The following is a 19,501-nucleotide window of genomic DNA, read 5'->3' as shown; positions in this document are numbered from 1 at the left end:
ATGGAGCGCATTGTCTACGGGCATCTGCAGGAAACGCTGTATCACGAGAAGCTGGACAACGGCCTCAACGTCTATGTCCTGCCGAAGGAAGGCTTCCAGAAAACGTACGCGACGTTCTCGACGAACTACGGCTCGGTCGACAACCGTTTCCGCGTCGCCAGTCAGGAAGAACATCGGGTGCCGGACGGCATCGCCCACTTCCTGGAGCATAAAGTATTCGAGGAGCCGGAAGGCGACGTTTTCCTCAAATTTTCGACGCAGGGAGCTTCGTCCAACGCGTTCACCAGCTTCGACCAGACGACGTATTTGTTCTCGGCGACGGAGAAGATCGAAGAGAATCTGGAGACGCTGATCGACTTCGTGCAAAATCCGTATTTCACCGACGAAAACGTCGAGAAGGAAAAAGGCATCATCGGCCAGGAAATTCAGATGTATCAGGATAATCCGGACTGGCGCGTCTATTACGGTCTGATCGAAGCGCTGTACAAAGTGCATCCGGTGCATATCGATATCGCGGGTACCATCGAGTCGATCGGCGAAATCACGAAAGAAACGCTCTATACGTGCTACAATACGTTTTACCATCCGAGCAACATGCTGCTGTTCGTGGTGGGCGGCGTCGATCCGGAAAAAGTCATCGGGCAGGTCCGCCGCAATCAAGCGGCCAAAAATTACGGTCCCCAGGCCGAAATCGAGCGCTTCTTCGACCCGGAACCGGAAGAAGTGGCGCAGGAGCGCAAGGAACTGAATCTGCCGGTTTCGCTGCCCAAGTGCCTGTTCGGCTTTAAGGAGCCGGCGCCGAACGTAAGCGGGCCGGAGCTGATCAAACTCGATTTGACGACGGAATTGATGTTCGAACTGCTGCTCGGAAACAGCACGCCGCTGTATCAAAAGCTGTACGACGAAGCGCTTATTACCGACGGTTTCGGCGGAGATTTCCGCGCGACCCCGCAGTATGCGTTTTCCGTCATCGGCGGCGATACGCGCGATCCCGATCTGCTGATGCAGCGCATCCGAGAAGAATCGGAGCGTCTGGCCGAGAGCGGATTCGACGAGAAAGCGTTCGAGCGGGCCCGCAAGAAGAAGATCGGCGGGTATCTGCGCATGCTGAACTCGCCGGAGAACATCGCGCACGAGTTCACCCGTTATAACTTTGCCGGCGGCGATCTGTTCGCGGTGCTGGACATGTACGAAAAAGTGACGCTGGAAGAAGTCAACGCCCGGCTGCGCGATCACGTTCGCTGGGACCGCCGCGCCGTATCTATCGTGCGGGGCGCCTGAAATGGCGGACGGGGATAAAAAAGGACGGCGCAAACCGTCCGATGTCGCCGTGCTGATTACGGGGGCGTCCGGCGGGATCGGTTCGGCGATCGCCGAACGTTTCGCGGAAGAAGGCTGTCGGGTGGCGCTGCATTATTCGGCGTCGCTCGAGGCCGTTCGGCTGGCCGCCGACCGCTGCGCGTCGCTGGGAGCGGCCGAGGTGCTGACCGCCCGCGCCGACGTCAGCAAGCGCGCCGAAGTGCTGCGCATGCGGGACGAACTGAAAGCTGCGGGCTTCGTGCCCGACGTGCTCGTCAACAATGCGGGCGTGGCGCATTACGGCATGCTGCAGGACGTGACGGACGAAGAATGGGATCGCGTCATGGACGTGAACCTCAAAGGAACGTTTTTGTGCAGTCAGGCTTTTATGGAAGAAATGGTGCGGCGCAAGTACGGCCATATCATCAATATTTCCTCGGTGTGGGGCTTGGCGGGCGCATCGTGCGAAGTCGCGTATTCGGCGGCAAAAGGGGGAATCAATGCCTTTACCAAGGCGCTTGCCAAAGAACTCGCCCTGTCGGGCGTTTCGGTAAATGCGGTGGCTCCCGGAGCGGTGCGAACAGCCATGCTGAATAATCTGTCGGCCGGAGAACTGGAGGCGCTGGCGGAGGAAATCCCGGTCGGCCGGTTGGCCGAGCCGCGAGAAATCGCGGAAACGGTCCGCTTCCTCGCGCAGCCGGAGTCGGCTTATCTGACTGGACAAATCCTGAGCCCGAACGGCGGCTGGGTAACGTGACGGAAAACGCCCGAGCTTTCGGAACGGCAAAGATTAAGAATCTGTTTCTTGCGTTTAAACGGCATTTTTAATATCATTAGACGAAGGTCAAAGTCAATGAAGAGGCCTGCGTTTCGGCGCGTCTTACGCTTTTTCAGCAGAGATCGGGCCGCTGCCGCAAGTCTCAAAATCGCGCAGGACACGGAAGAGAGATGGATCATGGAAACCAAACAATGGTATATGGAATATCGCATACATAAGAATCGGCCGGGTCTGCTCGGAGACATCGCGTCGATTCTGGGGATGCTGGAAGTCAATATCATCACGATCAACGGCGTCGAGGGGCGAACCCGGGGCATGCTGCTCGAAACGACGGACGACGAAAAAATCCAACTGCTGGGCGCCATGCTCAAAAAGGTCGACAGCGTGACGGTAACGGCTTTGCGCCCGCCGAAGCTGGTCGACATTTTGGCTGTACGCCACGGACGCTATATCGAACGCGATTCGGACGACCGCAAGACGTTCCGTTTTACGCGGGACGAGCTGGGACTGCTGGTCGATTTTTTGGGGGAACTGTTCAAACGCGAAGGCAATCAGGTGATCGGCCTGAGAGGCATGCCGCGGGTCGGGAAAACGGAGTCGATCATTGCGGGCAGCGTCTGCGCGATGAAGCACTGGACGTTCGTTTCTTCGACGCTGCTGCGCCAGACGGTTCGCAGCCAGATGTCGGAAGAAGAAATGAACCCGAACAACATTTTCATTATCGACGGCATCGTCAGCACCATTCGATCGAACGAGAAGCATTACCAGCTGCTGAAAGAAATCATGGCGATGCCGTGCACGAAAGTGATCGAGCATCCGGACATTTTCATGCGCGAGTCGGAATACGATCACGCGCAGTTCGACATGATTATCGAACTGCGCAGCACGCCGGACGAAGAAATCGTCTACGATACGTTCGCGACGAGTTACACCGACGACATCTAGGAATCTGGGCCGTGCCGAAGCGGGATTTTCGCCGCAGGGCGGCCTTCGAATACGACAAGGAGGGATGAACGGAATGTCCGATCTGGGACAGCAGTTAAAAGACGCCCGTATGCAAAAAGGGCTGTCGCTTGAAGACGTACAGGAAATGACCAAAATTCGCAAACGTTATCTGGAGGCCATCGAGCAGGGGGATTTCAAAGTTCTGCCGGGAAGCTTCTACGTGCGTGCCTTTATCAAAACTTATGCGGAAGCGGTAGGGCTCGATCCCGAAGCGCTGCTGCAAAATCATTCGAAGGACGTGCCGTCGGCCGAGCCCGAGAACGTGATGGAGCCGGTGCTGACGAAGCGCTCGGCGCGGACTTCGGCTGCTGGCGCAGCAGGAGGAAGCCGCTCCGGCGGAGGACGCGGAGAAGGCAGCAAAGGGCTGTCGACCGCGCTGATGTGGACGTTCCCGATCCTTATTCTGCTGATCGTGGCGATCGTTTACTTCAATTCGACGAAGGATCCGGAAAAAGCAAGCGATCCGGGCACGACGGCAACGACGCAGCAGCCTGCCGACGGTTCGACCACGAAACCGGCCGATTCCGAAACGGCCGACCCGGGTACGACGGGCGGCGGCGCGCAAACTCCGGGCACGGAGACGCCGCCGGCCGACACCGGCACGGACGCTCCGGCCGACGGAACGGAAGCGACGCCTCCTGCCGATACGGGCGCTGCCGAAACCGATCCGGCCGCGACCGGGGAGACGGGGACAGAAACGGACCCGGCGCAAACCGAAGATCCGGCCGCTCAGAACGGAACGGACGAGACCGGGACGACCGGCGAAGAAGGCGCTGCCGCCAATACGACCGGTTCCACGATCGTGACGCCGGCCGGCCAAGAAGGCAAAACGACCGTATTCAATGCGCAGCCGGCGCAGGGAGGAACGGTAAAAGTAACGATTAACGCGAGCGGGATGAGCTGGTTGGAAGTTCGACGGGGAAGCTCGAACGGCGAAAAACTGTACTACCAGAACACCAAGGAAGGCGAATCGATGTCGTTTGATCTCGACGCGCAGGGGCTCTTCATCAAATCCGGTTATTCGCCGTTAACGGATATTCGGATCGACGGTCAGCCGATCACGGACGGCAAGACCACGTCCCGTTTCAAAATCAATTTGGCCAACTAAAAGACTTACAAGGAAAGGAAGAGGAATTGTGGCTTCGGAAAATTCGATGGATATCGTATCCAAGATGGATATGCAGGAACTGAAAAACGCAATCGACCAGGCGGAACGCGAAATCACGAGCCGCTTCGATTTCAAAGACACCAAAACAAGCTTCGATCTCCAGAAGGATTCGCTGACGGTCGTATCGGACGACGATTATAAGCTCGGCGCGGTCATCGACATTCTTCAATCGAAAATGATCAAGCGCGGCGTGCCGTTCAAAAACCTGGAATTCGGCAAAGTCGAATCCGCGTCGCTGAACACGGTACGTCAAAAGCTGGGCCTCAAATCGGGGATCGAGTCGGACAGCGCCAAGAAGATCAATACGCTGATCCGCGACTCCAAGCTGAAGGTCAAAAGCCAGATTCAAGGCGATCAGATTCGCGTGACGTCCAAGAGCAAGGACGATCTTCAAGCCGTGATGAAGCTGCTGCGAGAGGCCGACCTGCCGATCGAACTGCAGTTCACGAATTTCAAATAAGCGCCTGACGCTTCGAATACCCTTCGTTTCCCTTCGGGAGGCGGAGGGTATTTTTATAGGGTGGCCTTCGCGAAGACGCAGCAGGCAGGCGTTTTGACACCAAAACTTTCGGATATTATACTTGTAACGGCGCGTCTTCGAGTTTCGGCATCGCCCAAAACGCGGCGGAATCGAAGACGCATCGGGGTTGAAATGAGAAAATCGGGGCTTGAACCCGACCGGAAGGAATGGATGGACAAATGAATCTTCCCAATCGCATTACGCTGAGCCGGATCGTGCTGATTCCGGTCATGATGGTCTTTCTCCTGGCGGACCTGCCTTTTCTGCCGGAGCCGATCGTCTGGCACGGAGTCGAGCTTGCCTGGGGGCAGCTGATCGCCTGCATTATTTTTATCGTGGCATCGTGCACCGACGGGATCGACGGCTACATCGCCCGAAGCCGCAACCTGGTGACCAATCTGGGCAAGCTGATGGATCCGCTCGCCGACAAGCTGCTCGTATCGGCGGCGTTCATCTCGCTCGTGCAGATGGACAAGCTGGCGGCCTGGATGGCGATCGTGATCATCAGCCGCGAATTCGCCGTGACCGGTCTCCGTCAGATCGCGCTGCTCGACGGGGCCGTCATGGCCGCGGGAGCCGGCGGCAAGATCAAGACCGTGCTGCAGATCGTCGCGATCGCGCTGCTGCTCTTGAACAACCTGCCTTTCGAAATTTGGGGCATCCCGGCCGACGCCATTTTTGTGTGGGCCGCCGTGATCGTCACCGTCTATTCCGGTTTGGATTACTTTATACGTAACCGCCGATTGCTCAAAGAGTCGAAAGCGTAAGCGAGGCTTCGGGAATCGGCAAACCGTCGATTGCTTTCCTCCAAGCCGGCCGGGGTTTGATCCTCGTATCCCTTTTACAATGGAGCGTGACGCACAGTGAAAGCCGAAATTATCGCAGTAGGAACCGAGCTTCTGCTCGGACAAATCGTGAATACCAATGCTCAATATCTGTCGCAGGAATTGGCTGCGCTCGGGATCGACGTCTATTTCCAAACCGTCGTGGGCGACAACAAAGACCGGCTCAAAGAAGCGATCCGCCAGGCCGAGAGCCGCGCGGACGTGCTCGTATTCTCGGGCGGCATCGGTCCTACCCAAGACGATCTGACCAAGGACGCCATCGCCGAGCTGCTGGGCCGGGAGCTGCGGACCGACCGTCCCGCAATGGACAAAATTACCGAATTTTTCGCGGACCGCGGAATCGAGATGACGGACAACAACAAGCGGCAGGCTCTCGTGATCGACGGCTGTACGCCGCTTCCGAACGCTACGGGATTGGCGGTGGGGGTCGCGATCAGCAAGGATGATCACCATTACATCGTACTGCCGGGCCCGCCGAGCGAGCTGAAGCCGATGTTCGAAAACGAAGCCAGGCCGTGGCTGCTGCATCAGGTGCTGACCGACGAGATGCCGCTGTACTCGCGTATTTTGAAATTTGCGGGAATCGGCGAGTCGGCATTGGAAGACAAGCTCATCGATCTGATCGACGCGCAGACGGATCCTACGATCGCGCCCTACGCGAAAGAGGGCGAAGTCGCGATCCGTCTGTCCACCAAGGCGGACAACATTCAGGAAGCGAACAATAGGCTCACTTCGCTCGAGGTTCAAATCCAAAGCCGGCTGGCGGAGCATATGTATGCGAGCGAGGACGTGCCGATCGAAGATACCGTGGTCAAAATGATGGCCGACCTGGGATTGACGATGAGCGCCGCGGAGAGCTGCACGGGCGGCATGGTGATGGAAAGCATCACGACGATCCCCGGCAGCGCCTCGATGTTCATGGGCGGCGTCGTTTGCTACTCCAACGAAATGAAGGAGAAGCTGTTGAACGTGCCGCACGATTACCTGGAAGGCGAAAACGCGCCAGGAGCGGTCAGCCGCGAAGTGGCGGAAGTGCTGGCCGAGCAGGTCCGGATGATCACCGATACGGATTTCGGCCTGTCGGTTACCGGCGTGGCGGGACCCGGCTATTCGGAACGCAAGCCGGTCGGGTTGGTGTACATCGGGATTGCCGAGCGCGGAGGCGAAACGGAAGTGTTCGAGCTGCGCATCAAGGGCAACCGGGATACGATTCGGAAGCGATCCACCAAGACGATTCTGTACCGGTTGTGGAGACGTTTGGTGCAGGCCGAAAAACGCGAATAGATCCCGTAACGATGGGGTTTTCAGAGGTTTCGAAAGACGCATTTCGTTTGACCGGAATTGCGGATTTTGGTATAATAAGAGTACGGAAGAACCGCGGCGATACCTGAGATTCGCCCGCGGTTTTTTTGTGGGACGGGGGGCTTTTTTGCTTCGTTCCGCCGGAAAAAGCAGGCTGCGCGGCGGGAAGCCGGCGTTCGAAAAAATACGAATGTATGTTCGAAAAAATGCTTGGCAAACCCGCCGAAAAGCGTTATGATAGATGTACAGAAGACGTGCAAAACCAATATGATAAAAGGGTGTGGATATATTGTCAGATCGTCGTGCTGCGCTGGATATGGCGCTTCGCCAAATAGAGAAACAATTCGGAAAAGGTTCCATCATGAAGCTCGGGGAATCGACGCATATGAACGTCGAAGTCGTGCCTAGCGGCTCGATCGCGCTGGACGTCGCTCTCGGTACGGGCGGTATGCCGCGCGGCCGCATCATCGAGATCTATGGACCGGAATCTTCCGGTAAAACTACCGTGGCTCTGCATGCGGTAGCCGAAGTGCAGAAGGCGGGCGGACAAGCCGCGTTCATCGATGCGGAACACGCGCTCGATCCGAAGTATGCCCAGAAGCTCGGCGTCAATGTCGATGAGCTGCTGCTCTCCCAACCGGATACAGGCGAACAAGGTCTGGAAATCGCCGAAGCGCTCGTTCGCAGCGGCGCGGTCGATATCATTGTTGTCGACTCCGTGGCGGCTCTCGTGCCGAAAGCGGAAATCGAAGGCGAAATGGGCGATTCCCACGTCGGCCTGCAGGCTCGCCTGATGTCTCAAGCGCTCCGCAAGCTGTCCGGCGCGATCAGCAAGTCGAATACGATCGCGATCTTCATCAACCAGCTTCGCGAAAAAATCGGCGTTATGTTCGGCAACCCGGAAACGACGCCGGGCGGACGCGCGCTGAAGTTCTATTCGACCGTACGTCTCGACGTGCGCCGGGTAGAATCCATTAAGATGGGTAACGACGTAGTGGGTAACCGTACGCGCATCAAGGTCGTGAAGAACAAGGTAGCGCCTCCGTTCAAACAAGCGGAAGTCGATATCATGTACGGAGAAGGAATCTCCAAAGAAGGCAGCTTGATCGATATGGGAACGGACTTGGACATCGTCGAAAAAAGCGGCGCCTGGTATTCGTACTCGGGAGAGCGTCTCGGCCAAGGTCGTGAGAACGCGAAGCAGTTCCTGAAAGAACACAAGGAAATCGCTCAGGCGATCGAGTCGAAGATTCGTGAAGCCAGCAATTTGACCACAACGGTCGAGGCTCCATCGGAAGCGGACAAGAAGGCGGAAGAACTGGAAGAGCAGGAACTGCTGGAATTGGAATAAGAATGGCCTCCGAGCCGGTTGAATAGGTAAAAAAGCTCCGGTCCGCATGCGGACCGGAGCTTTTTCGTTTAATGATAAGCAAGAAGTCCTCGCTCTGCGCGGGGAAGAATCATCAATATTTCAAAAGATCTTGTCATTCGAAACGAGGGAAATTATGAACTACGGAAAAAAAACGTACGGCAGTTATCGAAACAGCAGACGGCAAAGAGAAGAAGAAGGCGAGAACGGCGAAGAGAAGCGCGAGCAATCCCGCGAAGAACGGTTGAACCATCTTATCGACTTTCCCGAAGACGAAACGCAGGAAGTGACGCTGGTCGAACAGCTGCGCCGTCCCCGCAATTCTTACCGGATTTACTTCGGCCCCCATTATGTGACGGTGCACGAGTCGACCATGATCCGCTACGGTATGACCAAAGGCAGCTTTTTCGATAAAAAAGAGGTGCTGGAGATCGTACGCGATAACGAGCGGCAGATCGCGTATGTCCAGGCATTGAATTATTTGAGTTTCAAACCGCGTACCTCGGGAGAGATCGAACAAAAATTGATCGAGAAGGAAATCGACCCGGAGGCTGCCGCAGACACGATCCGACGGCTCGAAGAAGAGAAGTTGATCGACGATGCTTCCTATGCGCAGGAATGGGCACAGCAGCGCGTAACGGGACGCAAAAAAGGGAAGGTGCTGGTGAAGCAGGAGCTTCGCCGCAAAGGCATCGATCCGGAGCTGATCGACGATGCGCTGGAAGCTTTGGGCGACGATGACGAACTGCGCAGCGCGGAAGACCTGGCGGCCAAAAAATGGCGGACAACGAAGGGCGACCTCTGGGACCGCAAGCGCAAAACGGCGGATTTTATTATGCGCCGCGGCTTTTCCAGCGAGATTGCGCGCAAAGCGTTGGACCGCGTATTGAGCCGGGAAGGCGAAGATGCCGAAGGGCTGGGAACGGAATTCGATTGAGCCGCTGCCGCAAGTCCCAAGCAAATTTGGCAATAGCTTGACAACAACTTTTGACCAAGACTACAATAAATGAGGAACGTCATCGGGACGAAAGCCTTTTTCCTTCCAAAAATGCGCTTTTGCTGCCCGTCGTTCTGCCTAATCGACTCTCCCCCGCTTGCAAAAAGCGGGCTCGGCAGCCGGTGTTTCTTTCGCCGTCTTGCCTTATGGGAACGGTCCCGGCCGATCCTTGAATGGACGAATGAGGGTGTGTAAACCAATTGCTTGATCCCAAGGAATACCTTGGAGGAACCAACGAGGAGGTGAGCAGAAATGCCAAGTTTCTGGATCGCGATTCTCGTTGCAGTCGCATCATTATTCTTAGGGTTCGTGATCGGATATTTTATTCGCAAATCTCTTGCTGAAGCTAAGATTTCCAGTGCGGAACAGGCCGCGGAACAAATCGTGCAAAACGCGAAAAAAGACGCGGAAGCACTGAAAAAAGAAACGGTTCTGGAAGCGAAAGACGAAGTGCACCGGATCAGAACCGAAGCTGAAAAAGACATTCGTGAACGTCGGAATGAAAATCAACGACTAGAGAGACGATTGTTGCAGAAAGAAGAGTCGCTGGATAAAAAATTGGAATCGCTCGAACGTAAAGAAGAACAGGTGGCGAACAAAGAGAAACGCATTGAAGAGACCAAGCAGCAGATCGAACGCACGCTTGCGCAGCAGCTGGCCGAGTTGGAGCGGATATCCAACCTGACCACGGAAGACGCGAGAAGCATCATTCTGAGCAGCGTGGAGCAGGAGACGCGCCACGAAGCCGCTCAAATGATGAAAGACATCGAAATGCAGGCCAAGGAGGAAGCGGACCGCAAAGCCCGGGAGATCATCTCGCTCTCGATTCAGCGCTGCGCAGCCGATCACGTGGCCGAAACGACGGTGTCCGTCGTCGCTCTGCCGAACGAAGAAATGAAGGGCCGCATCATCGGCCGCGAAGGCCGCAACATCCGGGCGCTCGAGACGCTGACAGGGATCGACCTGATCATCGACGATACGCCGGAAGCGGTCATTCTGTCGGGCTTCGATCCGATCCGCCGCGAGATCGCGCGCACCGCGCTCGAGAAGCTCGTCGCCGACGGACGCATCCACCCGGCGCGGATCGAGGAAATGGTCGAGAAGTCGCGCAAAGAAGTGGACGAACGCATTCGCGAATACGGCGAACAGGCGACGTTCGAAGTCGGCGCGCACGGCCTGCATCCGGATCTGATCAAGATTTTGGGCCGGCTGCGCTTCCGTACGAGCTACGGGCAGAACGTGCTCAAGCACTCGATGGAAGTCGCTTATCTGGCTGGCCTGATGGCCGGAGAGCTGGGCCAAGACGTCACGCTCGCAAGACGGGCGGGCCTGCTGCATGATATCGGCAAAGCGCTTGACCACGAGGTCGAAGGTTCGCACGTCGAAATCGGCGTCGAACTGGCCAAGAAGTATAAGGAGCATCCGGTCGTCATCAACAGTATCGCGTCGCACCACGGCGATACGGAAGCGACTTCGATCATCGCGATGCTGGTCGGAGCGGCGGACGCGTTGTCCGCGGCCAGACCGGGAGCACGCCGCGAGACGCTCGAGACGTACATCCGCAGACTCGAAAAGCTGGAAGAGATTTCCGAGTCGTTCGAAGGCGTCGAAAAGTCGTTCGCGATTCAAGCGGGCCGCGAAGTTCGCGTCATGGTGCAGCCTGACCGGATCGGCGATGCCGAAAGCTTCAAGCTGGCGCGCGACATCACGAAGAAGATCGAGAACGAACTTGATTATCCGGGCCACATCAAAGTTACGGTCATCCGCGAAACGCGGGCGGTCGAATACGCGAAGTAAGGCGAAGGCTTTCGGGCCGAGCCGCCTGATTCGCAGGCGTACGGATTTACGAGACAGTAGAGAAACGGCTGCTTTTCCTTCACGGGACGGAGCAGCCGTTTCTTCTTGCCTGCATAGAAAGGGAGACATTCATGAAACTGATTTTTATCGGCGATATCGTCGGAAGCCCGGGCCGCCGGGCGGTCAAAGAAACGCTGCCTTACCTGAAATCCAAGTACAATCCGCATATCGTAATTGCCAACGGCGAAAATGCGGCTTCCGGCCGAGGCATTACCCATGCGATCGCCAGACAGCTGTTCGAGCAGGGCGTGCACGGCATCACGATGGGCAACCATACGTGGGACAACAAAGAAATCTTCGATTTCATCGATGATGAATCCCGCATGGTACGCCCTGCCAACTTCCCGCCCGGAACCCCGGGACGCGGGTATACGGTCATCAAAGCGAACGGCAAAGAATTGGCGCTCGTCAACTTGCAGGGACGCACCTTCCTGCCGGCGATCGACTGCCCGTTTCGGGCCGCCGACGAAATCGTGGACGAGCTGCGGCGCAAGCATAAATGCATTTTGGTCGATTTTCATGCCGAAGCCACTTCGGAAAAGATCGCGATGGGCTGGCATCTGGACGGCCGCGCTTCGCTCGTCGTCGGCACGCATACTCACGTACAGAGCAACGACGACCGGATTCTGCCGGGAGGAACGGCTTATCTGACCGATGCGGGGATGGTGGGCCCGCGCGACGGCATCCTGGGGATGCAGCAGGAAGGCGTATTGTACCGTTTCAAGACCCAGCTGCCTTCGCGCTTTAACGTCGACGAAGACGGCAAATGGCACTTCCACGGCGTCTATGTCGATATCGACGAAGAGACCGGACGGGCCCGCAAGATCGAGAAGATCCGGATCATGGAAGACGAGTGGAGAATGGATTAAGTCGAACGTCCGAAACGCATGATGCGGCCGATTCGTTTCCGGTCGGTTTGCGCCTGCAGGCTTGGCGATTTCGCGCCCGCAATATTTTGTCGTTCCGCCTCGAAAAAGAAGGATTTTACGGAAGTGCCGCGAATAATATGTCAGACAGCAAATCATAATCAAGCCGTACCCGCTGCTTTGCCCATACTATATACCGTACTACTGTTTATCACTTCTTCCCAGAGGAGGTACCTGCTCATGGATGTATTAAAAGTTTCTGCCAAGTCCAATCCCAACTCCGTTGCCGGTGCGCTTGCGGGCGTACTGCGCGAGCAAGGAGCCGCCGAACTGCAGGCGATTGGTGCGGGAGCGCTCAACCAAGCGGTCAAAGCAGTAGCCATCGCCCGGGGATTCGTGGCGCCGGGAGGGGTCGACCTGATCTGCATTCCGGCCTTTACCGACGTCGTCATCGACGGGGAAGAGCGAACGGCCATCAAATTGATTGTGGAACCGAGATAGTTTGACAAGCGCGTATACGGACTATAGCGAAGGAGACGACCTGTCCGCCGACCGGCGGAGAAGCGTCTCCTTTTTGCTGTCTGCTCCTCTTCGGCGGCCGTCCTTTTTCTTTTTCCGTGTAAGGTGTATAATAAGAGTGCGCGGGTGTTTTCGTTATGCCTGATTAGGATCGGCGCAGAAAAAAGATAGAGAAAAGAAGAGGAGTGACTCGCAAATGAGTAAAATCGTACCTGTCGGCGTGTCCGCACGTCACATCCATCTCACGCAAGAGCATGTGGAAAAATTGTTCGGACAAGGATACCAACTGACCGAAATGAAGCCTCTGTCGCAGCCCGGACAATTCGCGGCTAACGAAACGGTCGAAGTGGTCGGCTCCAAAGGTTCGTTCCCGAAAGTCCGCATCCTGGGACCTGCCCGTCCGGCAACCCAGCTGGAAATTTCGCAAACCGACTCCTTCGCGCTGGGCGTGAAAGCTCCGGTTCGCGAATCGGGCAACATCGACGGAACGCCGGGCATCACGATCAAAGGACCGGCCGGCGAAGTGACGATCGAAGAAGGCGTGATCGTGGCGGCGCGTCACATCCACTTCCACACGTCCGATGCCGAAAAATGGAACATTCAGGATAAGCAGATGCTGAAAGTTCGCTTCGGCGGACCGCGCGGCGTCGTGTTCGAAAATGTCGTGGCTCGCGTGTCCGATTCGTTCGCGCTCGACATGCACATCGATACCGACGAAGCGAACGCCGTACTGGCGAAAACCGGCGACACGGCCGAAATCATCGACTAAGATCCGCGTCAACCGGGAGAGACGTCGTAAAAGGGCGAGCGTATGATCGGGCTTTTGCGGCGGGTTATCGCGATAAACGAAAAAGGGACCGTCCTCTTGGGCGGTCCCTTTTGCTTTTGCGGCTGCGTCTTAATAGGTGAACATGAATTTTACCGTCGACATGCCGTTGTCCGCGATCTGATACCCGTAGCTGATCCGGCTCGCTTCGGTGTCGAGGCAGGCCCGAAGGATTCGATCGAGCTGGGCTTTCGGCGAGGAAGAACCGAAGTCGTGCAGAATCGTCAGGCTTTGCTTTTTGCTTGCGATGGCGGCAAGTGCCTTTTGCTGAAGCGCGGCTGTCGTCGAAGTGACTTCCCCGCCGATCGAGGCCAGTATATTGCGGTGTTTGGCGCTCGTTTTCGCTTTTTGCGCCAAAATCGTCCGATAATCGGTGACCGCCGCCGGATAATGGGTCGTTTTCCACGTATGATCGCGGGCCAACAGCTTATCGGTGACGAGGTAATACGAATAAGAGACTTCGTTTTTCCGGTCCGGCGTCGGATCGTCCCAGGTCAAGTCGATATTGTACCAGCGGCCGTCGACTTTGACTTTGTTCCAGACATGATCCTGCCCGCCGGCTACGCCCTGTACCATTCGGGTTTCGATACCGGCCAGCGTAAACATGCGGTAGGCGAGCAGCGCGTAACCCTGGCAGACGGTCGTTCCCTTCGTCAAGCCCTCATAGGCCGAATAGCGCGTCATGGATTCGTCGTAGGCGAAGCGTTTGACGATATAATCGTGAATGGCTTTGACTTTTTCTTCTTGGCCCATGCCCGGCTTGATGATCGTTTTCAGCACGGCTTTGGACTGGGCGATCACGTAATCGGCCTGCTGCTTGTTTTCCAGATAAGAAATTTTGAGAAGGACCGTTGCGCGGGAACCGCTGCGGCTGTACTGCGTATCGACCCGGTCGAGCGTATAACGCGCATAAGGTTCGGCTTTGGCCGAAGCGCTGTCGAGCATCCCGTTGATGCGGGAAAGCTGGGAGCTGCTTATCTGCAAAGTGAGCGTCGGTTTTTTCTGCTCGAACGCCGACGCGATCGAAGCGATAACCGAAGCGTCCGAGGATGCGGCGGCGGCGGTACGAGGTGCGGCCGGCAGTATGGCGGAAGAGCCGATCAATGCGGCGCTGAGAAATAAGGCAATCCGTTTCTTTTTCAAATGAATCCTCCTAGATGTAGGTCCGATGGACCGTCTGTTCCCTAAGTATACCGCATAAAGGCAGCCGAGGTTTCAAAAATGCGGAAAGAAACCCGAAAAGGGTCTTCGCAAATCGAATGGAATGAAGGTTGGCAGTGTGATATAATTTTTTACCGTATAAGATAAAAAAACGGAAACCGCGTCGGGCGAGGAAGATAAGGCGACACGAAACTTAGCATTAAGGGTGGTTGGCGATGAAAAGCGGAACGAAAGACTATTCCGAATACTTCGATTTTTCGAATGCCAAAGTACTGAGCGAAGACGAGAACGGAACGACGATACGCCTTCACGGGCGGGAGATTCGCATCAAATCGCAGCCCGACTACCGGGCAGGCAAGCGGCGGGGCAAAGACAGCATCGCGGTCCATCACGAATTTTCGATTCCGGACGATATGCGCGCGTTCGGCGAAGGCAAGCGCTACTATGTCCAGACCTACGGCTGCCAGATGAACGAACACGATTCGGAAACGATCAAAGGACTGCTGGAGCAGATGGGCTACGTAGGAACGGAAGACCGGACGGAAGCGGACATCATTCTGCTGAATACGTGCGCAATCCGCGAAAATGCGGAGGACCGCGTGTTCGGCGAGCTGGGCCATTTGAAAATGCTCAAAACCGAGCGGCCCGGGCTGATGATCGGCGTATGCGGCTGCATGTCGCAGGAAGAAGGCGTCGTGAACCGCATTTTGCGAAAACACGCTTTTGTCGACATGATTTTCGGTACGCACAACGTACACCGGCTTCCGCATCTGATTCGCGAGGCGGTATTCGGCAGGGAGCTGGTCGTCGAAGTGTGGTCCAAAGAAGGCGACATTATCGAAAACCTGCCGAAAAAACGGGAAGGCATGCGCGCTTGGGTTAATATTATGTACGGATGCGACAAGTTCTGCACGTACTGCATCGTTCCGTATACGCGGGGCAAAGAGCGCAGCCGGCGTCCCGAAGACGTCATCGCGGAAGTTCGCGAACTGGCGCGGCAGGGATTTAAGGAAATTACGCTGCTCGGTCAGAATGTCAATGCTTACGGCAAGGACTTTGAAGATATCGAATACCGGTTCGGAGATCTGATGGACGATATGTCCAAGATCGATGTGCCCCGCATCCGTTTTATGACATCGCATCCTCGGGATTTCGACGACCATCTGATCGAGGTGCTCGGCCGCGGAGGCAACCTGGCGGAACATATCCATCTGCCGGTGCAGTCGGGCAGCAGCGCCGTGCTGAAGAAGATGGGCCGGAAATATACGCGGGAGAATTACCTGGAACTCGTGGCGAAAATTCGCCGGGAAGTGCCGGATGCGGCGTTTACCACCGATATCATCGTCGGGTTCCCCGGCGAGACCGACGAACAGTTCGAAGAAACGCTCTCGCTCGTGCGGGAAGTGGGTTACGACGCGGCTTATACGTTCATTTACTCGCCGCGTGAAGGAACGCCGGCCGCCGCCATGGCGGACGATATTCCGATGGAAGTCAAAAAGAAGCGCCTCGCGCAGCTTAACGCGCTGATCGCGGAGCAGGGACGACGATCGAACGAAGCTTTGCTGGGCCGCGTGCTCGAAGTGCTGGTGGAAGGGCCGAGCCGGACCAACGGCTCCGTGCTGGCCGGCCGTACGCGCGGCAGCAAACTGGTTCACTTCGAAGGCGGCCCGGAACTGATCGGCACCTTCGTGCAGGTCGAGATTACCGAGGCGAAAAGCTGGCATCTGGCCGGCAGCCTCGCAAAAACGCCGGTCGCCGCCGACTGACAAACAGCCGGCGGGCGGACCCCATAGACGGAAGACAATCGGCGCAAAGACGCCGTACGCATAAGCATCGAGGAGGAGCAAAATGATGGATAGACAGCAGCAGGGGAACTCGGAGGCCGGCGTTCCGTCGGCAGCTTGGACCCGGGAAGACATCCTCGATAAGTCCCGCGAACTGGCGGGCCTGATTTCTTCGAGCGAAGAAGTTCGGGTGTTCCAGCAGGCGGAGCGACAAATTCAGGGGCATGAACGGATTCAAACCCTGATCGCGACGATTAAAAAGAAGCAGAAAGAAATCGTGGCGTTCGAAGCGATGAAAAACACGAAGATGGCGGCCGTCATCGAAGCGGAAATGCGCGAGCTTCAAGACGAGCTTGACGCCATCCCGATCGTGGGCGATTACCAGCAGGGGCAGGTTGAAATCAACGACCTGCTGCAGATGGTCGTATCCGCCATTCATGCTACCGTATCCGAAAAGATTACCGTGGAAAAAGGAGCGGACAGTCCGCCGTCTTCCTGCGGTTAACCTGCGGCGGAAGCCGAAAAGGCGCGGACGATCGTCTCCGCGCCTTTTGTTTATGGACAAACCGAGACGATCGCAGAGGAGCGGACCGTATGGAACGTGATCAAGTCAGCAGCGGGATCGAAAAAATGGCATATGATGCGGAGTCGGGCGAGCTGCCCGAAGAGCTGCTAAAACGCGGAGATCCGCTGGAATGGCGCATCGAAACGTATGCGAGCGAGGCGGAGTGGTGGACGATTCGCTCGGAAGGCCGCGTGACGGCCGCCGTAGGCTGCCTGCGGATCGCGGCCGAGGAGGCCGAGGTGGTCAACGCGGCGGCCGAAGCGTGGGATGAAGCCGGCGGCGGCCGGTTGGTTCTTTTGCTGCAGGCCGCGGCCGAAGAACTGCAGCGCACGGGGGTGCGCCGCCTGCTCGCTTACGCGGGCAATTGGGAAACGGAACTGCTGACGGTCTGCCAGCGGGCAGGGTTCAGAATCGCGGCGATCGAGCCCGATTATTACGCAAGCTGCTGGCCGAAGAGCCGGGCCGGCGAAGTGCCTCGAGCGGACAGACTGATGCTGGAGCTGTTGACGGAGCATCCCGACGATCCGGAGGACAATTCGGGCAAGGCACCCTCCGGCGCAGCAGGCTCGTTGCCGATCGTAAGGCGGGTGGAACTTCGCGACAGCCGATCGCTGATCGCGATGAAAAAGCAGCTCGATCGCGAAACCACTTCGATGCTGTACGAGCCCGGAGAACGGCGTTCGACCGACGGCGATCAGTTCGAACAGATCCGCTCGCTGCTGCGCAGTTCCAACTCGCTGATGCTGGTCGTCGAAGCGGACGGCGAGATTGTCGGATACCTGGAAGCGACGGGCGGCAAAGTTCGGCGCAATCAGCATACCGTCTATATCGTCATCGGCATCCTGGAAAGCCATACCGGACAGGGATTGGGCCGGCGATTATTCGAGGAGCTGTTCGATTGGGCCGCGCGCCGGCATATTCTTCGGGCGGAGCTGACGGTACAGGCTCCCAATCAGCGGGCCTACCGGCTGTACCGCTCCGTCGGATTCCGGTTGGAAGGAATCATGCGCGGCGCGCTGATGATCGAAGGAGAACCGGTCGATTTGTATCAAATGGGCTGCGATCTTCGAACGATCCGGCAGGGCAGGGTTGACAAATGAATTGAGTGTGTCATAATGATAATATCATATTTGGAACTTGTATAACGCTTTTATCAAATGCTGCGATGGTGATGCCGATGAACGAACAAAACGAACAAGACAAGCAAGCGAAGTACGATGCGAAGAAGTACCGGACGCCGGACGGAGCGCCGGCGGATATCGTGATGTTTACCCTGACGAAGCGCGAGCGCAAGACCGTGACCAAGACGCTTCCGCTGCGGGATCTGCGCGTGATGCTGATTCGCCGGCGCTCTTGGCCGTTTGCCGGCAAATGGGCGCTGCCGGGCGGATTCTCGCGCGAAGACGAATCGCTGTACGAAACGGCGATGCGGGAACTCAAGGAAGAGACCGGCGTCGTCGGCCGTCATCTGGAATATCTGAGCGTGTACAGCAAGCCCGGACGCGACCCGAGAGGGTGGATCATCTCGCATGCCTTTTTCGCGCTGGTGGAAGAAGAAGTGCTGGAGAAGCGCCAGGCCGCGGACGACGCCGAAGAAGTGGGATTGTTCACAATCGAAGAAGCGCTGGAAGAGCTTGACCTGGGCTTCGATCATCGGGACATTATCGCGGAAGCTTACGGCAGAATCCAGGAGAAAATGCTGCAGACGACGATCGCCCGCAAGTTTTTGCCCCAGGAATTTACGCTGAGCGAGCTGTATCAGGTCATCAAGGCGGTCGTCCCGGATTTCGAGGAACCGAATTTTATCCGGAAGATCACTTCTACCCGAAGCCGCAAGGGCATTCTGGAAGAAGTTCGCGACGAAAACGGAGTTCCGGTCAGCTCGAACCAGTACTCGCAGCGGCCGGCGCAGCTGTACCGGTTTTTGGACAATGTGCCGCGCCTGTCGATTTATTCCTGACGGATTCCGATTCGCATAAGCCTGCGCCTGCGCGGCCCGACAAGGAGGAGTTTCGATGAAAGCTCTGATCGTAATCGATTATACGAACGATTTTGTGGACGGAAAGCTGCCGGTAGGCGAGCCGGGAATCGCTATCGAAGAACGGATCGCCGGGCTGACCGAGCGGTTCGTCTCGAACGGCGATTATGTGGTCATGGCGGTCGACCTGCATGACGAGAACGATTCGTATCACCCGGAGAACAGCCTTTTTCCACCGCACAACATTCGCGGGACGGAAGGCCGGGCGCTGTACGGCCGACTGAAAGACGTTTACGCCGAGCACGAATCGGCTATTTATTGGATGGACAAGACAAGATACAGCGCCTTCGCCGGAACCGACCTGGCGATCCGTCTGCGCGCGCGAGGCATTACGGAACTGCATCTGATCGGCGTATGTACCGATATCTGCGTGCTCCATACCGCGGTCGACGCCTATAACCTCGGTTTCGACATCGTGGTGCACGAGGACGCGGTCGCCAGCTTCGACATGGCGGGACACGATTGGGCGCTGGGACATTTTAAGACGAGTCTCGGCGCGAAGGTCGTAAAGGAATAAACACGGAAACCGACGGGAATTTATTCACTGCCGGATGGAATACCGCGCGCCAGAAACGGCCGCGCGGCCTTCCATCCGGCATCGG

At 56.8% G+C, this 19,501-nt stretch carries 19 protein-coding genes; 18 read left to right on the top strand and 1 reads right to left on the bottom strand.

Annotated features, from left to right (window positions below; all coding sequences use genetic code 11):
• The 13 genes from yfmH to pduL all read left to right on the top strand — a co-directional run bounded on the left by yfmH (position 1) and on the right by pduL (position 13,294).
• On the top strand, positions 1-1,281 hold the full coding sequence (gene yfmH, locus GYN08_RS08965) for an EF-P 5-aminopentanol modification-associated protein YfmH (protein ID WP_166273884.1): 1,281 nt from the start codon (positions 1-3) through the stop codon (positions 1,279-1,281).
• A 1-nt stretch (position 1,282) separates the two neighbouring features.
• Positions 1,283-2,056: an elongation factor P 5-aminopentanone reductase gene (ymfI, locus tag GYN08_RS08960; protein ID WP_166273883.1), complete on the top strand. Its 774-nt coding sequence runs from the start codon at positions 1,283-1,285 to the stop codon at positions 2,054-2,056.
• A 198-nt stretch (positions 2,057-2,254) separates the two neighbouring features.
• On the top strand, positions 2,255-3,022 hold the full coding sequence (locus GYN08_RS08955) for a YmfK family protein (protein ID WP_166273882.1): 768 nt from the start codon (positions 2,255-2,257) through the stop codon (positions 3,020-3,022).
• 73 nt (positions 3,023-3,095) lie between these two features.
• Positions 3,096-4,190: a RodZ domain-containing protein gene (locus GYN08_RS08950; RefSeq protein ID WP_166273881.1), complete on the top strand. Its 1,095-nt coding sequence runs from the start codon at positions 3,096-3,098 to the stop codon at positions 4,188-4,190.
• 28 nt (positions 4,191-4,218) lie between these two features.
• Positions 4,219-4,710, top strand: a complete 492-nt coding sequence (locus GYN08_RS08945; protein WP_166273880.1) for a YajQ family cyclic di-GMP-binding protein — start codon at positions 4,219-4,221, stop codon at positions 4,708-4,710.
• 239 nt (positions 4,711-4,949) lie between these two features.
• Positions 4,950-5,537: a CDP-diacylglycerol--glycerol-3-phosphate 3-phosphatidyltransferase gene (gene pgsA / locus GYN08_RS08940; RefSeq protein ID WP_166273879.1), complete on the top strand. Its 588-nt coding sequence runs from the start codon at positions 4,950-4,952 to the stop codon at positions 5,535-5,537.
• Positions 5,538-5,633: 96 nt separating this feature from the next.
• Positions 5,634-6,899, top strand: a complete 1,266-nt coding sequence (locus GYN08_RS08935) for a competence/damage-inducible protein A (RefSeq protein ID WP_166273878.1) — start codon at positions 5,634-5,636, stop codon at positions 6,897-6,899.
• A gap of 307 nt (positions 6,900-7,206) precedes the next feature.
• Entirely contained in the window at positions 7,207-8,268 is a 1,062-nt protein-coding gene (recA, locus tag GYN08_RS08930) for a recombinase RecA (protein ID WP_166273877.1), read from the top strand.
• 154 nt (positions 8,269-8,422) lie between these two features.
• Positions 8,423-9,223, top strand: a complete 801-nt coding sequence (locus tag GYN08_RS08925) for a regulatory protein RecX (RefSeq protein WP_166273876.1) — start codon at positions 8,423-8,425, stop codon at positions 9,221-9,223.
• A 312-nt stretch (positions 9,224-9,535) separates the two neighbouring features.
• Positions 9,536-11,080: a ribonuclease Y gene (rny, locus tag GYN08_RS08920; protein ID WP_166273875.1), complete on the top strand. Its 1,545-nt coding sequence runs from the start codon at positions 9,536-9,538 to the stop codon at positions 11,078-11,080.
• A 131-nt stretch (positions 11,081-11,211) separates the two neighbouring features.
• Positions 11,212-12,009: a TIGR00282 family metallophosphoesterase gene (locus tag GYN08_RS08915; RefSeq protein WP_166273874.1), complete on the top strand. Its 798-nt coding sequence runs from the start codon at positions 11,212-11,214 to the stop codon at positions 12,007-12,009.
• A gap of 237 nt (positions 12,010-12,246) precedes the next feature.
• Positions 12,247-12,507 carry a stage V sporulation protein S gene (locus GYN08_RS08910; RefSeq protein ID WP_018974962.1) on the top strand — a complete coding sequence of 87 codons (261 nt, stop codon included), beginning with the start codon at positions 12,247-12,249 and terminating at the stop codon, positions 12,505-12,507.
• Positions 12,508-12,721: 214 nt separating this feature from the next.
• Positions 12,722-13,294 (top strand): phosphate propanoyltransferase, encoded by a 573-nt coding sequence (gene pduL, locus GYN08_RS08905; protein ID WP_166273873.1) that lies wholly within the window; start codon positions 12,722-12,724, stop codon positions 13,292-13,294.
• Positions 13,295-13,423: 129 nt separating this feature from the next.
• Here pduL and GYN08_RS08900 read toward each other — a convergent pair whose 3' ends face one another.
• Complete coding sequence (locus GYN08_RS08900) at positions 13,424-14,494, bottom strand: transglutaminase domain-containing protein (RefSeq protein WP_166273872.1); 1,071 nt, start codon at positions 14,492-14,494, stop codon at positions 13,424-13,426.
• A 233-nt stretch (positions 14,495-14,727) separates the two neighbouring features.
• On the opposite strand from GYN08_RS08900, the gene miaB reads away from it, so the two are divergent.
• The 5 genes from miaB to GYN08_RS08875 all read left to right on the top strand — a co-directional run bounded on the left by miaB (position 14,728) and on the right by GYN08_RS08875 (position 19,416).
• Complete coding sequence (miaB, locus tag GYN08_RS08895) at positions 14,728-16,278, top strand: tRNA (N6-isopentenyl adenosine(37)-C2)-methylthiotransferase MiaB (protein WP_166273871.1); 1,551 nt, start codon at positions 14,728-14,730, stop codon at positions 16,276-16,278.
• Positions 16,279-16,363: 85 nt separating this feature from the next.
• Positions 16,364-16,801, top strand: a complete 438-nt coding sequence (locus tag GYN08_RS08890; RefSeq protein WP_166274419.1) for a RicAFT regulatory complex protein RicA family protein — start codon at positions 16,364-16,366, stop codon at positions 16,799-16,801.
• Between the two features lie 89 nt (positions 16,802-16,890).
• Complete coding sequence (locus tag GYN08_RS23680; protein ID WP_235946100.1) at positions 16,891-17,961, top strand: GNAT family N-acetyltransferase; 1,071 nt, start codon at positions 16,891-16,893, stop codon at positions 17,959-17,961.
• A 71-nt stretch (positions 17,962-18,032) separates the two neighbouring features.
• Complete coding sequence (locus tag GYN08_RS08880; RefSeq protein ID WP_408015063.1) at positions 18,033-18,821, top strand: NUDIX hydrolase; 789 nt, start codon at positions 18,033-18,035, stop codon at positions 18,819-18,821.
• Positions 18,822-18,876: 55 nt separating this feature from the next.
• On the top strand, positions 18,877-19,416 hold the full coding sequence (locus GYN08_RS08875; protein WP_166273869.1) for a cysteine hydrolase family protein: 540 nt from the start codon (positions 18,877-18,879) through the stop codon (positions 19,414-19,416).
• Positions 19,417-19,501 lie beyond the last annotated feature (85 nt).

This window comes from Saccharibacillus alkalitolerans (assembly GCF_011090185.1).
In the GTDB taxonomy this organism is placed as follows: Bacteria; Bacillota; Bacilli; order Paenibacillales; family Paenibacillaceae; genus Saccharibacillus; species Saccharibacillus alkalitolerans.
The sequence above is the reverse complement of the archived record's forward strand: the minus strand, read 5'-3'. Positions and strand labels throughout refer to the sequence as shown.

Excerpts from the sequence above, each read along its gene's own strand:
- yfmH (WP_166273884.1), top strand. The coding sequence starts at position 1 with ATGGAGCGCATTGTCTACGGGCATCTGCAGGAAACGCTGTATCACGAG.
- ymfI (WP_166273883.1), top strand. The coding sequence starts at position 1,283 with ATGGCGGACGGGGATAAAAAAGGACGGCGCAAACCGTCCGATGTCGCC.
- GYN08_RS08955 (WP_166273882.1), top strand. The coding sequence starts at position 2,255 with ATGGAAACCAAACAATGGTATATGGAATATCGCATACATAAGAATCGG.
- GYN08_RS08950 (WP_166273881.1), top strand. The coding sequence starts at position 3,096 with ATGTCCGATCTGGGACAGCAGTTAAAAGACGCCCGTATGCAAAAAGGG.
- pgsA (WP_166273879.1), top strand. The coding sequence starts at position 4,950 with ATGAATCTTCCCAATCGCATTACGCTGAGCCGGATCGTGCTGATTCCG.
- GYN08_RS08925 (WP_166273876.1), top strand. The coding sequence starts at position 8,423 with ATGAACTACGGAAAAAAAACGTACGGCAGTTATCGAAACAGCAGACGG.
- rny (WP_166273875.1), top strand. The coding sequence starts at position 9,536 with ATGCCAAGTTTCTGGATCGCGATTCTCGTTGCAGTCGCATCATTATTC.
- GYN08_RS08915 (WP_166273874.1), top strand. The coding sequence starts at position 11,212 with ATGAAACTGATTTTTATCGGCGATATCGTCGGAAGCCCGGGCCGCCGG.
- GYN08_RS08910 (WP_018974962.1), top strand. The coding sequence starts at position 12,247 with ATGGATGTATTAAAAGTTTCTGCCAAGTCCAATCCCAACTCCGTTGCC.
- pduL (WP_166273873.1), top strand. The coding sequence starts at position 12,722 with ATGAGTAAAATCGTACCTGTCGGCGTGTCCGCACGTCACATCCATCTC.
- miaB (WP_166273871.1), top strand. The coding sequence starts at position 14,728 with ATGAAAAGCGGAACGAAAGACTATTCCGAATACTTCGATTTTTCGAAT.
- GYN08_RS08890 (WP_166274419.1), top strand. The coding sequence starts at position 16,364 with ATGGATAGACAGCAGCAGGGGAACTCGGAGGCCGGCGTTCCGTCGGCA.
- GYN08_RS23680 (WP_235946100.1), top strand. The coding sequence starts at position 16,891 with ATGGAACGTGATCAAGTCAGCAGCGGGATCGAAAAAATGGCATATGAT.
- GYN08_RS08880 (WP_408015063.1), top strand. The coding sequence starts at position 18,033 with ATGCCGATGAACGAACAAAACGAACAAGACAAGCAAGCGAAGTACGAT.
- GYN08_RS08875 (WP_166273869.1), top strand. The coding sequence starts at position 18,877 with ATGAAAGCTCTGATCGTAATCGATTATACGAACGATTTTGTGGACGGA.